Annotated in this window: 14 protein-coding genes and 1 pseudogene; 8 read left to right on the forward strand and 7 right to left on the reverse strand. The window is 42.2% G+C overall.

Annotated features, from left to right (window positions below; genetic code table 11):
- The first annotated feature begins 62 nt into the window (after positions 1-62).
- From FB6_RS00190 to FB6_RS00205, 4 genes are all read left to right on the forward strand, one after another.
- Complete coding sequence (locus FB6_RS00190) at positions 63-1,085, forward strand: ferredoxin reductase (RefSeq protein ID WP_174558066.1); 1,023 nt, start codon at positions 63-65, stop codon at positions 1,083-1,085.
- Positions 1,086-1,167: 82 nt separating this feature from the next.
- Positions 1,168-2,313, forward strand: a complete 1,146-nt coding sequence (locus FB6_RS00195; protein WP_438819948.1) for a fatty acid desaturase family protein — start codon at positions 1,168-1,170, stop codon at positions 2,311-2,313.
- Positions 2,314-2,487: 174 nt separating this feature from the next.
- Positions 2,488-3,204 carry a ribonuclease PH gene (gene rph, locus FB6_RS00200; protein WP_174558067.1) on the forward strand — a complete coding sequence of 239 codons (717 nt, stop codon included), beginning with the start codon at positions 2,488-2,490 and terminating at the stop codon, positions 3,202-3,204.
- A 187-nt stretch (positions 3,205-3,391) separates the two neighbouring features.
- Positions 3,392-3,562: an ABZJ_00068 family colistin stress protein gene (locus tag FB6_RS00205; protein ID WP_174558068.1), complete on the forward strand. Its 171-nt coding sequence runs from the start codon at positions 3,392-3,394 to the stop codon at positions 3,560-3,562.
- On the opposite strand, the gene nadC is transcribed toward FB6_RS00205, so the two are convergent.
- The gene (gene nadC / locus FB6_RS00210; protein WP_174558069.1) at positions 3,559-4,404 is read right to left on the reverse strand and encodes a carboxylating nicotinate-nucleotide diphosphorylase; all 846 of its coding nucleotides are present in this window, start codon (positions 4,402-4,404) and stop codon (positions 3,559-3,561) included. The genes FB6_RS00205 and nadC overlap by 4 nt on opposite strands.
- Before the next feature lie 176 nt (positions 4,405-4,580).
- Between nadC and ampD the strand changes: the two genes are divergently transcribed.
- Together ampD and murJ are read left to right on the forward strand one after the other, a co-directional pair.
- Positions 4,581-5,156, forward strand: coding sequence for a 1,6-anhydro-N-acetylmuramyl-L-alanine amidase AmpD (ampD, locus tag FB6_RS00215; RefSeq protein WP_174558070.1), 576 nt, complete (start codon positions 4,581-4,583; stop codon positions 5,154-5,156).
- 75 nt (positions 5,157-5,231) lie between these two features.
- Positions 5,232-6,782, forward strand: coding sequence for a murein biosynthesis integral membrane protein MurJ (gene murJ / locus FB6_RS00220; RefSeq protein WP_174558071.1), 1,551 nt, complete (start codon positions 5,232-5,234; stop codon positions 6,780-6,782).
- 115 nt (positions 6,783-6,897) lie between these two features.
- Here the strand turns inward: murJ and FB6_RS00225 are convergent, their stop codons facing one another.
- Positions 6,898-7,056: a DUF1328 domain-containing protein gene (locus tag FB6_RS00225; protein WP_174558072.1), complete on the reverse strand. Its 159-nt coding sequence runs from the start codon at positions 7,054-7,056 to the stop codon at positions 6,898-6,900.
- A 193-nt stretch (positions 7,057-7,249) separates the two neighbouring features.
- On the opposite strand from FB6_RS00225, the gene FB6_RS00230 reads away from it, so the two are divergent.
- A complete protein-coding gene (locus tag FB6_RS00230) occupies positions 7,250-7,702 on the forward strand; it encodes a YcgN family cysteine cluster protein (RefSeq protein WP_174558073.1) in 453 nt (150 codons plus the stop codon).
- Positions 7,703-7,772: 70 nt separating this feature from the next.
- Here FB6_RS00230 and FB6_RS00235 read toward each other — a convergent pair whose 3' ends face one another.
- Positions 7,773-9,938, reverse strand: coding sequence for a sensor domain-containing protein (locus FB6_RS00235; RefSeq protein WP_174558074.1), 2,166 nt, complete (start codon positions 9,936-9,938; stop codon positions 7,773-7,775).
- Between the two features lie 304 nt (positions 9,939-10,242).
- On the opposite strand from FB6_RS00235, the gene FB6_RS00240 reads away from it, so the two are divergent.
- Complete coding sequence (locus FB6_RS00240; RefSeq protein ID WP_174558075.1) at positions 10,243-11,517, forward strand: replication-associated recombination protein A; 1,275 nt, start codon at positions 10,243-10,245, stop codon at positions 11,515-11,517.
- 346 nt (positions 11,518-11,863) lie between these two features.
- Here the strand turns inward: FB6_RS00240 and purC are convergent, their stop codons facing one another.
- The 4 genes and pseudogenes from purC to FB6_RS00260 all read right to left on the reverse strand — a co-directional run.
- On the reverse strand, positions 11,864-12,583 hold the full coding sequence (gene purC / locus FB6_RS00245) for a phosphoribosylaminoimidazolesuccinocarboxamide synthase (protein WP_174558076.1): 720 nt from the start codon (positions 12,581-12,583) through the stop codon (positions 11,864-11,866).
- A 36-nt stretch (positions 12,584-12,619) separates the two neighbouring features.
- Positions 12,620-13,225, reverse strand: coding sequence for a lipoprotein-34 precursor (NlpB) (locus tag FB6_RS00250; protein WP_174558077.1), 606 nt, complete (start codon positions 13,223-13,225; stop codon positions 12,620-12,622).
- Between the two features lie 13 nt (positions 13,226-13,238).
- Positions 13,239-14,138 (reverse strand): 4-hydroxy-tetrahydrodipicolinate synthase, encoded by a 900-nt coding sequence (dapA, locus tag FB6_RS00255; RefSeq protein ID WP_174558078.1) that lies wholly within the window; start codon positions 14,136-14,138, stop codon positions 13,239-13,241.
- Positions 14,139-14,614: 476 nt separating this feature from the next.
- A pseudogene (locus FB6_RS00260) lies at positions 14,615-14,727 on the reverse strand (IS982 family transposase); the annotation flags it as partial.

Below are 14,727 nucleotides of genomic sequence, written 5' to 3' on the forward strand. Positions count from 1 at the left end.
TGTTCACTATAAGAACACTTGTTCACTCAAATAAATAGCCAGCAATAAAAGAGGAACGTCATATGAGTCATGTGATGCAATATCAGCCGCAATGGATTCGAGAAGATTTCGTCGATTTTATTGCTGAAAAAATCAATCCCGTCTGGGCATGGAAAAAAGTCAAAGCCAGTATTGTTGATGTACACATGCTGAGCCAGGATTTTTACCAGATTCAGCTGCAGCCGAATCATAATTTTCGTGCTGATGCTTTTCGAGCAGGGCAAAGTATTTTAGTGACCGTAGTGATTGCCGGTGTTCGTCAGCAACGCAGTTATTCAATTGTTAAAATCACAGCAAATGACAACATCGTCATTGCCGTGAAACGTCAGGGTAAGGTATCCCATGCCTTGACGAATTTAGCCGTGGGCAATGTGGTGGAAATTTCTCAGGTTCAGGGTGATTTCACTTTAAGTTCATCTCAAAAGTCTGTTTTGTTATTGGCTTCAGGCAGTGGCATCACCGCCATTTATGCACTCTTGCAACAGGCGCTGAAACAAAATGTAGCTCAGATTGACCTGATTTATTTTAGCCGTGATGAGGCTTTTCATCGTGAATTGCAGCAGTTATCAGAACAATATTCACAGTTCCAGTATCACCATTTTAATACTGTCGCACAGAAGCAACATTTAACGGCGGAACTGCTTGAAAGTACCGTAGCTGATTTCAGGCAACGTCAAAGTTATGCCTGCGGTGCAGCAGGCATGATGCAAAGCCTGAACCAGATTTATCAAGATTTAGATATCTCTCAGCAATTGAAACAGGAATATTTTCAAATCCATGTAGATGAAACCGCAACTGCGCAACCAGTCGTATTTTTACGTGCTCAGCAACAGTTTGAAGCCCAAACTAATTTACTGGACAGTGCGGAGCAGGCAGGTTTGAAACCGGCACATGGTTGCCGCATGGGCATTTGCAATACCTGCACCTGTACCAAAGTGAGCGGTTCAACCAAAAACCTACTGACCGGTGAAATTGATCACGACAGCAATAGCCAAATTAAATTGTGTATTAGCCAGGCGGTGAGTCCGGTCACTATTAACCTCTAAGCATCAAAATTTTTAAAAAACTTTCAGTGATTGATCCCGTTTTCAAACAAGCCATGCTGGATAATCACTCAGGAGAAAAACAATGAATATGTCAGTGAAATTTCCAGAAAACAGTAAATCTAAATATTTAACTGCTGAACAAATTGCCGAATTTGGTGAAAAAGTTGATGCCATTCGCCGTGAAGTGATGGACAGCATTGGCGAGCAAGATGCGCAATATATTTATAAAATCCGAAACTTTGTGCGTTATAGCGAAATTGCCTCGCGTGGCATGTTGATGTTTGGCGGCTGGATTCCACCAGTCTGGTTGTTGGGTACTGGCTTATTGGGTGTTTCCAAAATCGTGGAAAATATGGAACTAGGGCATAACGTGATGCATGGTCAGTTCGACTGGCTAAATGATCCGACCTTAAACGGTGCCAATTATGACTGGGATACTATGGCGACAGGTGATGACTGGAAACATACCCATAACTATATCCACCATACCTATACCAATATTATCGGCAAGGATCATGATGTCGGCTATGGTCTGATTCGGATCAGTGAAGCGCAAAAATGGGAACCGCGTTTTTTATTGAATATTCCTTTAGCCATTCAGCTTATGGTGTTTTTTGAATGGTATGTGGGCGTACAGAATTTACATCTGGAAGATGCGATTGCCTATAAAACCAAAACCTGGAAACAGGTCTGGAAAGAGTCGGCAAAATTCCGCAAAAAGGCTGTACGTCAGGTAGCGAAAGATTATGTGTTTTTTCCACTGATCGCAGGTCCGAATGCACTGCCAGTATTTGCCGGAAATGCAGTGGCGAATGTGATTCGTAGCCTCTGGGCATCCGCCGTGATTTTTAATGGACATTTCACAGAAGATGCCGAAACCTTTGAACCGGACAATACTGAAAATGAAACCCGTGCAGAATGGTATTTACGTCAGATTCGCGGCTCCAGTAATTTTACTGGCACAGAGTGGCTGCATATTCTAAGTGGTAATTTGAGTCATCAGATTGAACACCATTTATTTCCGGACATGCCGGCAAACCGTTATGCAGAAGTCGCCCCGAAAATTCGTGCCCTATGTGACGAGTATGGTATTCATTATAATGAAGCCAGTTTCTTTAAGCAGTTTGGTAGTGTCTGGGTACGTCTGGCAAAATGTTCATTGCCAAATTCATGGACCAATTCCATTCAGCAATCTACGCAAAAATTAAAAGCCTTATTGAGCTTTTAAGGCGAATCGCAAGGGTCATGCGAATTACAGGATAATGGTTAAGGAATATTTTTCACATGAAATAAAGTAAAAATAGCTTGATGGTTTTTGTCAATAGAACATGTCCCGGCAAAACCTTCAAGCTTGCTTCTGTTATACTAGGCCGCAATGAATTTTAGCCAAAGAGAACCGATTATGCGTATCGACCAACGTACATTAGATCAATTACGTGACGTAAAAATTACCCGTAACTATACACGTTATGCGGAAGGCTCAGTGTTGATTGAATTTGGTCATACGAAAGTTCTTTGTACAGCAAGTATTGATAATTCAGTGCCACGTTTTTTAAAAGGTAAGGGACAAGGTTGGGTAACAGCTGAATATGGGATGTTGCCACGTTCTACCCATACCCGTAGTGACCGTGAAGCAGCACGTGGTAAACAAAGTGGTCGTACTCAGGAAATCCAGCGTCTGATTGGTCGTAGCTTACGCGCCATGGTAGATTTGAAAAAACTGGGTGAAAATACCATTACCATTGACTGTGATGTGATTCAGGCTGATGGCGGTACGCGTACTGCATCCATTACCGGTGCTGCAGTGGCTTTAATTGATGCCATGAATGTATTGCTTGAAAACAAGAAAATTAAGCAAGATCCACTCAAAGGCTTGGTGGCTGCGATTTCTGTCGGGATGTATCAAGACGAAGCGTTACTGGATCTTTGTTATGAAGAAGATTCAAACTGCCAAACCGACTTAAACGTGGTGATGACTCAAGCAGGCGAATTTATCGAGCTGCAGGGTACTGCTGAAGACAAGCCATTCACCCGTGCACAATGTAATGAAATGCTTGAATTGGCTGAAAAAGGCATCCAAGAATTGATTAAAAAGCAGCAAGAAGCTTTAGGCTGGTAAGTTGTTGTTTTAACAATCTCAGCAATAAAAAAACGCACCTTGGGGTGCGTTTTTTTATGCCATCAAATCTAAAAATCAAAGAGAAGATACAAAAAGGCTGCAATCGCGGCACGGTTTGAAACGCCTGCTTAAGATTCAGCTCATATTCAACATTTATTCTGCCACTTTATTTGTACAGGAGTAGAAGATGATGAATATCCTGATCTTGCTGATTTCTGGCGTCACTTTGGCCTTAATGACCAGTGACCCTAGAGCTTCAGCAGCACCGTCGGTTGCATCTGCCTGGCAACAACAAGAACAGCTCAGCAGCGCCCACGATGTAACCAGTAAAACCCAAGTTGAGCGCGAACAGGTTTAGGCATTAAAGCGCATAGACAAATCCACGGCTTTGACATCTTTGGTTAACACACCCATCGAAATATAGTCCACACCCGTGCTTGCCACTTCACGTAAGTTTTCAATGGTAATGTTGCCCGAAGCTTCCAGTTTACATCGTCCAGCCACATGCTTCACCGCATCGATCATTTGTTGCTGGCTAAAGTTATCCAGCATCACGATATCGGCTTTGGCTTCTAGGGCTTGGTTCAATTCATCCCAGGTTTCCACTTCAACCTCGACCGGTTTGCCCGGTGCGATGCTGTGTGCCTGGGCAATGGCTTGGGTAATCCCGCCTGCGGCCATAATGTGATTTTCTTTAATTAAAAAGGCATCAAACAAGCCTAAACGGTGGTTTTGTCCACCGCCAATTGCAACGGCATATTTTTGTGCAATACGTAAGCCGGGCAATGTTTTACGGGTATCTAACAATTTGGTGTTTAAGCCTTTCAATTGTTTTACATATTCAGCCGTTTTCGTGGCAACCGCAGAAAGTGTTTGTACAAAATTGAGAGCAGGGCGTTCCACCGTCAGCAGGCTACGTGCAGAACCAGCCAGTTTTAAAAAGGCTTCATTGGCCTGCACACCGTCGCCATCATTTTTCAGCCAGATCACCTGTACTTCAGGATCATAAGCCTGAATCAGGGCATTGACCCAAGGCTGACCCGCCAGCACCATGTCTTCACGGCTGATGATAGTCGCAGTCGCCTGCTCATCTTCAGGGGTTAATAGAGCAGTGATATCACCTTCGCCAATATCTTCTTGCAGTGCTTGTTGGATGTTGATTTGGATGGTTTGTTCCAGCAAAGATTGAGATATGCTCATCAGTATTTCCGTATCTTTTTTAACCCATGAAAATTGCGCGTTATATTAGCATTGTTCATTTAAAAGAATTGTTTTTTTCAAGCGATTTTTATCTGGGTAATTTGTGATTTTAAGTTTAAAGTTTTAGGATTGCGCTAAAATCATCAGCTTATCTCAACAGGACTCAGGATCGGACTATGCAACAGGCACCCTTTTTTCAGGTCATCGATGGTCAGTTAATCGGTGCAAGGCAAGTACCTTCCCCAAATTATAATTCACGTCCCGAGCAAATCGAGATTCAACTGGTGGTGGTGCATAACATCAGTCTGCCACCGTCACAGTTTGGTGGGGGCTATATTGAACAGTTTTTTCAGAACCAGCTGGACTGGTCACAGCATCCTTATTTTCAAACCATTGAAGGCATGCAGGTGTCTGCCCATCTGCTGATTTTACGCAGTGGTGAAGTGCTGCAATTTGTCAATTTCAATGATCGTGCCTGGCATGCTGGCCGTTCCAGTTACATGGCCAAAAAAGAATGTAATGATTATTCTATCGGGATTGAGCTGGAAGGCAGTGATGATCTACCTTTTGAAGATATGCAGTATGTTGTGCTGGCACAGGTGACCGCGGCCTTACAGTCTAGCTATCCAAAAATTTTACAACATTTGGCGGGGCATTCCGATATTGCTCCTGGGCGTAAAACCGATCCGGGACCATTTTTCGACTGGCTTAAATTCAGAACTTTATTGCAGCAGTATAAAGCCAATCAATAATTGGCAGACTTAATGATTAAACAACGAAATTCTATTTTGAGTTTCATTACAATAGCGACTTAATTTTTTCACTGGGTGGTTACGATGGCGCTTTGGCGATCGACCTTTATTGTTAGTGCAATGACCATGTTGTCTCGGGTTTTAGGTTTAGTCCGGGATGTGGTGTTGCTAAATGTGTTTGGTGCAGGTAAAGATTTCGATACCTTTGTGGTTGCGTTTCGTATTCCAAACTTCTTTAGGCGACTGTTTGCAGAAGGGGCATTTTCACAGGCTTTTATTCCGGTTCTGACCGAATATAAAACCACAAAAACCCATGCAGAAGTGCAAATTCTGATTAGTCGGGTGTTTGGTTGTCTGGCCACCTTTATGACCACGCTGACCTTTATCGCCATGATTGCTGCGCCTGCGGTGCTGTATATTTATGCACCGGGTTTCCACGATGACCCAGAAAAATTTGCCTTAGCCACAGACATGTTCCGTCTGACCATTCCTTATCTGCTGTTTATGTCTTTGACTGCTTTTGCCAGCAGTATCCTGAACAGTTATGGCTCTTTTTCAACCCCGGCTTTTTCACCGGTGCTGTTAAACATCACCATGATTGCCGGTGCGTGGTGGTTAACGCCTTATATGGCTGAACCGATTATGGCGCTGGGCTGGGCTGTGGTGATCGCCGGTATTTTACAGCTGGTGATTCAAATTCCAGAACTGTGGCGCAAGAACCTGCTGATTCCACCCAAGGTGGATTTTAAACACGAAGGGGTAGACCGCATCATGAAATTGATGCTGCCAGCCCTGTTTGGTGTTTCGGTCACCCAGATTAATCTATTGCTGAATACCATTTGGGCTTCTTTCATGCAGGATGGTTCCGTGTCCTGGTTATACAGCGCGGAGCGTATGACAGAATTGCCTTTGGGATTAATCGGCGTAGCGATTGGTACGGTGATTTTACCTTCATTGTCTGCACGGCATGCTGAACAGGATCAGGCTAAATTTAGAGGCATGATTGACTGGGCCGCCAAAGTGATCATGCTGGTTGGTATTCCTGCCAGTATTGCCTTATTTATGCTGTCGACCCCAATCATTCAGGCTTTGTTCCAACGTGGGCAATTTACCCTTGAAGATACGCAAATGACCGCCTTGGCTTTGCAATGTATGAGTGCCGGGGTGATTTCCTTTATGCTGATTAAAGTCTTTGCTCCCGGGTTTTATGCCCAGCAAGATACCCGTACTCCGGTTCGTGTCGGTTTAATGGCAGTAGCCGCCAATGCCATTTTAAACGTGGTATTTATTGGTTTCTTTAAACTGATTCATTGGGAAGCAGAACATATGGCTTTAGCCTTGGCATCTTCAGGTTCTGCGCTGGTGAATGCCGGCATGCTGTATTTTTATCTGCATCAACGCAATATTTTCCGCTTTGGCGCACACTGGAAAAAACTGTTTCTGCAGTATGCCATAGCCAATGCCGCGATGATTGCTGCATTGTGGTATGGGCTGACTTGGTACAATGGTGAGGTATCGCAATGGATCCGCATATTTGAAGTGATTGGGCTATGTGTACTGGGTGTTCTAGCTTATGCCATTGGCCTATTGGCTACCGGTTTTAGACCCCGTCACTTAAGACCTTAAGTGAAAGATGCAACAACGGATTGAGCAAAACAAACTATTGAATGCAAAGTTGAATGCAAAAAAGAGCCTAAACAGGCTCTTTTTTATTTTATGAGGTGGAGATGTTCAAACTGAACTAGACTTTTCCCCGAGAGAGGAAACCAACAACTGCTAAAATTAAGGCAATAACCAATAAAATCACCGCAAACTCTTTAGATAAACCTGCGACACCACCGAAACCGAGTAGACTGGCAATCAGTGCAATCACTGCAAAAATAATCGCCCAACGGAACATAAGCTTTCTCCATGTGTTGTTATTTTCAAGGTAAGTTCAGTATAGGGGCTGGAAATTTCCAACAGTGTTATGCTTGTGTTTAAAAAATGTTCACTTTGACAGCAAATCTATGATTTCAAGTAAAAATCACTTTTATACAGGATCAAGCTGAACAGGTTATAATGATCCGGATTGCTGCTATCTTTTCACGTTTATGACTGAACAATTACGTCCACAATTTTGGAAAACCTATGCTTTAACCGAGCTGAATCCGGCTGAATGGGAGGCATTATGTGATGGCTGTGGTTTATGTTGTCTGATCAAACTGGAAGATGAAGAACTACAAGAAGTCGCCTATACCAAGGTGGCGTGCAAACTTTTAGACTGTTCCACGGCGCGTTGCAGCGATTATGAACGGCGGCTGGACCATGTACCGGACTGCATTCAGCTGACACCAGAAAAATTGGCCACGATCCATTGGTTGCCTCCAAGTTGCGCTTACCGCCGCCTAAAAGAAGGCAAGAATTTACCCACCTGGCATTATCTAAATACCGGTAGCCGAGAGAGTGTGCTAAAAGCCAGAAAGTCGGCAGCCGGGCGCTGTATTTCCGAAACTGAAGTCAATGAAGATGATTTGGAGGAATATATCGTACGTTGGGTACGTTAATATTCATCTTTAATATAAGTGGATAAATCAAAAAATTATCTAGAAAATATCGTAGCTCGGGTGATCATGCTCAACCCGAGGAACTGAGCTGCTGGCTGGGACAATCAGTAGGGTGGAGTAATTCAGTAGCATCCTGAAACTTCATGGGACGATAAAAATAAAACCCTTGTCCTTTAGTACAATCGCACGTTTTGAGCACTTCAACCTGTTCGGAATTTTCAATTCCTTCGACCAGAATATCTAAGGCGATACTGGCGCCAATCTGGCCGATGGCTTTCACAATGGCCAAATCAGACGGATTTTCACGGATGTTTTGAATGAAATTTCGATCAATCTTGAGACAATCTACCGGATAATCTCTTAAACGTGTCAATGACGAATGGCCTGTGCCGAAATCATCCAGTGAAATTTTCAGCCCGGCCTGCTTTAATAAATTCAGGGCACGAATCACATAGTCCGAGCCCCGGTCAGATAAGCTTTGCTCGGTAATTTCAATTTCAATCAGAGCATAAGGAATATGAAACTGGGTTAGCCGGTTTAACAGGGTTTCTGCGTAATTGTCTCTTAAGAATTCAACCGGTGCCGCGTTAATGGACATGGGTAACAGTTCCAGACCGGCGTCAAGCCAGCGGGTCATATCCTGAAACACTTTGAGCTGCATGATTTCACTGATTCGCGTGGCCAGTTCATAGTCCTGAAAAGCAGAGAAAATATGTGAAGGCAGCTGGATTTGATCTTCTGCATCATACCAGCGCAGCAAGGCTTCGAAACTGATGACCTGTCCATCTTCCAGATTCACTTTGGGCTGATAAAAAGGAATAATTTTATCGTTCTGGATAATGGCACGGGCTAGTGAAAGCTGTTTGGTGGTCTGGGAAATGGCCTTGAACATGGCACTTTTAAACATGCGGATGCCACCGCGGCCACTATTTTTCAGATCATTCAGGGCGACATCGGCACAGCGCAACAAAGTCGAGCTGTTTTTGGCATCCCGAGGGTAAATCGCACAACCAATACTCATGCCGCCATTAATATATTGTCCGGCATAACAAATCGGGATATCCAGTTGTTGTCGCGCTGTTTGGGCTACTTCGAGTAGTTCCGATTCGTCGCTGAGCTGTGGTACTACAATGGCAAACTCATCACCGCCTAAACGTGATACAACGACTTTATGGTTAAAACAGCTATTCAGACGTTGACCTAAAATCTGGAGTAGATGATCACCGGCAATATGGCCCAAGGTGTCATTAATATGTTTGAAATAGTCCAGGTCAATCAATAAAAAACCAATTGATTGCTGTTTATGCTGGGCATTTTGGATGGCCTTTTTCAGAATCTTGTTAAATGCGCGGCGGTTATATAAACCGGTTAACTCATCTTGTTCAATCACCTCTTGAAGCTGCTTTTCCACAACTTTTTGTTGGCTGATATTACGTGAGACGCACAGAATACTTTGGGTTGAACCTGCTTCATCCAAAACAGGGGTCAAAATATTATCCCAATACTGAGGCAGTTGTCCGTCCAAGACACTCATGCCGTCAAAACGTGCAGTTTTGCCTTTTGAAGCTTGTTGTAAGGCATGTTGTCCTGAATTCTGTATAGGTTCTGGCAATAGATTTAACCAAGGCATACCAAACTTTTTTTTATTTACCGGTACTCCTAAAGCAATACAACCTGAACGATTCATATGGGTGACATGACCGTTCGGCGTTAACATTTTAATGCAGTCCACACTGGCATCCAGCATTTTGGTTTGTGCCAGCACTTGCTGATGCAAATTGCGATGTTTTAAATAATGATCATGAATATCGGTGGCAGTGACAATCCATTCAATCTGACCGAAATTTTGTTTATATTGAGCCGAAATTAAACAGTAACGATAGCCTTGCTCATGGTGTCGAATTCGGCATTCTGTTTCAAAAGACTGCTGACTATGTAAAGCATTTTGCCAAAGTGAACTGAAGCTAGCAAAGTCTTCAGAATGTATAAATGTTTTACATCCTTCTATATCGTGGGGCTGGATATCACTGCCGATATAATGATGAAGTTTTTGATTATAATAATATTTATTTTGCTTGTATTTGACCCAGATCAGTTGCGGTAACTGATCTAATAGATTTTTAAACACTACACTTTCTGCACTTAAGCTTGTCATATGCGTTGCAATAGAATGTTGTAGTTTAACTTTAAATTCCTGAGTAAACGGTACTAGCTTGTTTTTGAAAATATATTTCATAAAGCTCACCAATTAAAAATAACCGTAATATTAAAAGTGTGATTTATTTCACAGAATAATTATACCTATCATTGCCTAGAAGTAGAATGACTCAATTTTTACTTGTTGGTATTGATTATTGACCCCTATTTTTAAATGAATCCATACCACTGATTCACATAATAAGAGACACAATAATAATGAATAAGCGTGCCTATTTTGACAAAAAAACAATATGATTTTTTTGTAAAACAATTCGATTGAAATACGCGATAACAGAATTACATAGTAGACTTGGCTGTAAGTACAGTAAAGAAATAACAAGATGTCAGATAGTCATATCCCACTTCCTGAACGACTTCGTCCTCGTGATTTATCAGAAATTATTGGTCAAGATCATCTGCTTGGTGCTGATGCACCCTTACGTCAAATGATTGATCAGGGACATTTACCCTCTATTATTTTTTGGGGTCCACCTGGGGTTGGGAAAACCACCATTGCTTTGCTTTTGGCTCAGGCGGTTGATCGTCCCTTTGTCAGTTTATCTGCCTTGAATACCGGGGTGAAAGAACTGCGCGAGGTGATTGCAGAAAGTGGTGATCTGCTGACACCTGTGGTGTTTATTGATGAAATTCATCGTTTTAACAAGTCGCAGCAAGACGCCTTATTGAATGCCGTTGAAAAAGGCAAAATTACCTTAATTGGCGCGACTACAGAAAATCCATCTTTTGAAGTGAATAATGCGTTGTTGTCACGCTGTCAGGTCTATACCTTAAATGCACTGGATGATGATGCTATTCGGACTTTAGTGAATAAGGCTATTCAGCAGGATGATTTTTTAAAAGAACGCTATATTCAAATTGAAGAATATGAAGCATTGCTGCAATTTGCCGCTGGTGATGCACGTAAAGCACTTAATTTATTAGATTTAATTGCCAGTACTTTTGACGCTGATATGGAAAATATCATCACCAATGCCATTGTGGTCAAGGTGGCTCAGCAGAATATTGCCCGTTATGATAAGTCTGGCGAGCAGCATTATGATCTGGTTTCGGCATTTATTAAATCGATTCGCGGCAGTGATCCGGATGCGACTCTATACTGGATGGCACGGATGCTCAAAGGCGGGGAAGATCCAGTGTTTATTGCCCGTCGGATGCTGATTGCAGCTTCTGAAGATATTGGTAATTCCAATCCGAATGCCTTACTTTTGGCAGGTGAATGCTTCCGTTCAGTACAAGCGGTCGGTATGCCTGAATGCCGGATTATTTTGGGACAATGTGCGGTGTATTTGGCGACCAGTGCCAAAAGTAACAGTACCTATCTGGCCATTAATAAGGCGCTGGATTTAGCGGAGAAAACTGCGAATTTGCCTGTCCCTTTACATTTACGTAATGCACCGACCAAGCTCATGAAAGAGCAGGGTTATGGTGTGGATTATTTGTACCCACACAATTATCCTGAACACTTTGTGTTGCAAGATTATTTGCCCCCTGAATTAAAAGGCACCCGGTTATATGAATCTGCCCGTAATAAACGTGAAGTAGAAGGGGAAAAATTACAGCAACGCCGTTGGCAGCAGCAACAACAGCAGCAATAGCACTAAAGATGATTCAAGACGCTGCGGCGTCTTTTTTCATGCTTGGATTTTCAGATAAAAAACCTAAAAAAAGCCCAACTCAGGGTGAGTTGGGCTGAAAATAGGATGTCTTGAGGGAGATAACATCCTAGAGGGTAAACTGGATTTTGGTTGGCAAGCAAGATGTTATAAGGCCATCTGCTCCAACATCTTGCTGCCTGGTATGTAACTATCTTAAGATGATGAATGTAAAATGTAAAACCGATGATTTTTATGAGTAACATTTATTTTGTCGATTATAGACTATGAGACTTTTAAAATAAAAAACCGGACTCAAGGTCCGGTTTTTTGAAATTCGATGAACGAATTAGATATCAGAAAGGTCGATACCTAAACGCGCAGCAACTTCTTCATAAGCTTCAACCACGCCGCCTAAGCCTTGACGGAAACGATCTTTATCAAGTTTTTTCTTGGTGTCTTTGTCCCATAGACGGCAGCCGTCTGGAGAGAATTCGTCACCAAGAACGATACGGTCGTGGAATACACCAAATTCAAGTTTGAAGTCTACAAGTAACATGTTACCTGCATCGAACAAGCCTTTAAGCACATCATTCACTTTGTAAGTAAGTTCTTTCATTTGTGCCAATTGTTCAGCAGTCGCCCAACCTAAAGCAATTGCTTGAGATTCGTTGACCATTGGATCGCCAAGCGCATCATCTTTGAAGAACAATTCGAAAGTAGGTGGAACAAGCTCTTTACCTTCTTCAACACCCAGGCGACGGCATAAAGAACCTGCTGCATAGTTACGGATAACACATTCAACCGGAACCATTTTTAATTTTTTCACTAAAACTTCAGTTGGAGAAAGAAGTTTCTCGAAGTGAGTTTCAATGCCAGCAGCAGCCAATTTTTCCATGATGAAGGCGTTAAAACGGTTGTTCACCTTGCCTTTACGATCCAGCTGTTCGATTTTTTCGCCGTTAAATGCAGAAGCATCGTCACGGAAGACTAGGATAAGGTGATCTGCACTGTCTGTTTCATAAACAGATTTCGCTTTACCAGTATAGAGCAAGGTTTGTTTCAACATGGGGGAACCTTTTTCAAAAAAAAATGCCTAGTACGACTAGGCTGGCCAATTTTGGTAAATCTGGGTTAATAGTTCTGCAGCTTTTTCTTTATCTGCAAAGCTATTATCGGCATTGAACACAGCGATGTTATTACTTGTGCCTACAGAGGTCAGTCTTAATACATAGACCTGCTGATCAATCTTAATAGTCACTTCGTAACGATTTTTACTTTGACCAACAATGGTATGGTTCAGGCTGCTGAGGGTCGCAAGTGTGTACTGCCAAATTGTAGCAGAATTTCCATCTATTTTGAGCAACGGATTTTGATTTCCATCACGAACCAGCTGTGGACGGCCGACATTTGTACTGTCGGCTTGAGTATCTTCGACCGGACTAGTCTGCGCTTTGTCTGGACGTGGTAAAGCAAAACGGTTACCACGTTTATTTTCAAGCTTAGGCGCATGCTCAATGGCAAGCGGGTCAATAGTTGGGGCAGGGTACAATGGCGTTGCAGGTCTAACCATTGAACCTTCAGGATATTTCAGAGGTTCAAGGGTTGTTGTCTCTTTATAGTCCAGTGAACCATTACTGATTCCCATTGAACTGCAACCCACTAAACTGAATGCTGAAAGTGCAAGGGTTAAACCAAAACGTAATTGCATAGTGTTGTGCTCTTTATTTAATGACACCCGAAGCGCTGAGTGCTTCACGCAACGGTGTGCGATATTGTTCTGCAAGAGGAGTTAATGGTAAGCGAATGCCGGTACCAATTAAGCCCATTTCATGAAGTGCCCATTTCACAGGAATTGGGTTTGATTCACAAAATAAAATATTGTGTAAATTTGCAACTTCATTATTTAAAGCTTCAGCGCGCTGTGCATCACCTGCAAGTGCAGCCGCACACATCAGGCTCATTTCTTTAGGAGCGACATTGGCAGTCACAGAAATGTTGCCTTTAGCACCAAAACCCATCAACTGGTATGCAGTTGCATCATCACCAGAATAAACTGTCATTTCTTTACCGTTGAGGCCTTCAATCAGTTCTTTGCCACGTGCTACGTCGCCAGTTGCATCTTTAATACCGACAATTTGCGGAATGTCAGCCAGGCGGATTACGGTTTCATTGAGCATGTCTACGCCAGTACGGCCTGGAACGTTATACAGGATTTGTGGCAAATCAACGGCTTCAGCAATAGCTTTATAGTGCTGATATAAACCTTCTTGTGTAGGTTTGTTGTAATAAGGTGTGACCAATAGGGCAGCATCGGCGCCCAGCTCTTTGGCTTCTTTGGTCAGTTCAATCGCTTCGTGAGTAGAATTAGCGCCTGTACCCGCAATGATTGGAATACGTTTGTTGGCCACACGAATGATTTCTTTAATCACTTGGGTATGTTCAGCCATACTTAAAGTGGATGCTTCACCTGTAGTACCTACAGCAACAATACTGTTTGTGCCTTGTGCTACATGCCACTCAACGAGCTTTTCTAGACCCTTCCAATCTACGCTGCCATCTTCAAACATCGGGGTGACGATTGCGACAATTGAACCTTGAATGATCTGTGCTTGCTGAGTCATTTTAAAAAAATATCCTATTTGCCCATCCGACTGAGGTAGAAAAACATATATTTGGATGGTTACGTATTTTGATTTGTAGCAAATTCAACACGATTGAGTGAAATTGAATAATGCTTATGCAAATTATGAACGAACAAGCGATGAAGAACAATATGCTTTAGTCAAACCACATAAAAACTTTATGAAAAGCAATTGAAAAATCTATCAAACAAAAGCTAGGTAAATTTTTTTAAAGTCTATATGCAGAAATTTATATCAGTTCGAATTGATCAAGATCCTATTTTTTAACGAGGTAAAAAGATGACTGTGCTGTTAAAAAAGCTGTTTTAAGCCGCTAATTTGGGGAATTCCAAGTAAAAAAATCAGAATTTAAGATTTAATATGGATCAGCATAGACGTTAAAGCTCTATAAAATGAAAGATTAATTTATCAAAATGATCATTTAAAACTTTCAGAATAATTAACCCGAATCCTGCTTAAGCTAATGATTTCATAATTTGAATTGTTGGCTTATTTCGATGGGTTAATTGGTATGCACATAAAGAAGCATAAATTCCACTTAGAAATCCATGAATACTACGAGCTTTAC

It is taken from the genome of Acinetobacter bouvetii, from assembly GCF_902753875.1.
GTDB classification, from domain to species: domain Bacteria; phylum Pseudomonadota; class Gammaproteobacteria; order Pseudomonadales; family Moraxellaceae; genus Acinetobacter; species Acinetobacter bouvetii_A.

Excerpts from the sequence above, each read along its gene's own strand:
- FB6_RS00190 (WP_174558066.1), top strand. The coding sequence starts at position 63 with ATGAGTCATGTGATGCAATATCAGCCGCAATGGATTCGAGAAGATTTC.
- FB6_RS00195 (WP_438819948.1), top strand. The coding sequence starts at position 1,168 with ATGAATATGTCAGTGAAATTTCCAGAAAACAGTAAATCTAAATATTTA.
- rph (WP_174558067.1), top strand. The coding sequence starts at position 2,488 with ATGCGTATCGACCAACGTACATTAGATCAATTACGTGACGTAAAAATT.
- FB6_RS00205 (WP_174558068.1), top strand. The coding sequence starts at position 3,392 with ATGATGAATATCCTGATCTTGCTGATTTCTGGCGTCACTTTGGCCTTA.
- nadC (WP_174558069.1), bottom strand. The coding sequence starts at position 4,404 with ATGAGCATATCTCAATCTTTGCTGGAACAAACCATCCAAATCAACATC.
- ampD (WP_174558070.1), top strand. The coding sequence starts at position 4,581 with ATGCAACAGGCACCCTTTTTTCAGGTCATCGATGGTCAGTTAATCGGT.
- FB6_RS00225 (WP_174558072.1), bottom strand. The coding sequence starts at position 7,056 with ATGTTCCGTTGGGCGATTATTTTTGCAGTGATTGCACTGATTGCCAGT.
- FB6_RS00230 (WP_174558073.1), top strand. The coding sequence starts at position 7,250 with ATGACTGAACAATTACGTCCACAATTTTGGAAAACCTATGCTTTAACC.
- FB6_RS00235 (WP_174558074.1), bottom strand. The coding sequence starts at position 9,938 with ATGAAATATATTTTCAAAAACAAGCTAGTACCGTTTACTCAGGAATTT.
- FB6_RS00240 (WP_174558075.1), top strand. The coding sequence starts at position 10,243 with ATGTCAGATAGTCATATCCCACTTCCTGAACGACTTCGTCCTCGTGAT.
- purC (WP_174558076.1), bottom strand. The coding sequence starts at position 12,583 with ATGTTGAAACAAACCTTGCTCTATACTGGTAAAGCGAAATCTGTTTAT.
- FB6_RS00250 (WP_174558077.1), bottom strand. The coding sequence starts at position 13,225 with ATGCAATTACGTTTTGGTTTAACCCTTGCACTTTCAGCATTCAGTTTA.
- dapA (WP_174558078.1), bottom strand. The coding sequence starts at position 14,138 with ATGACTCAGCAAGCACAGATCATTCAAGGTTCAATTGTCGCAATCGTC.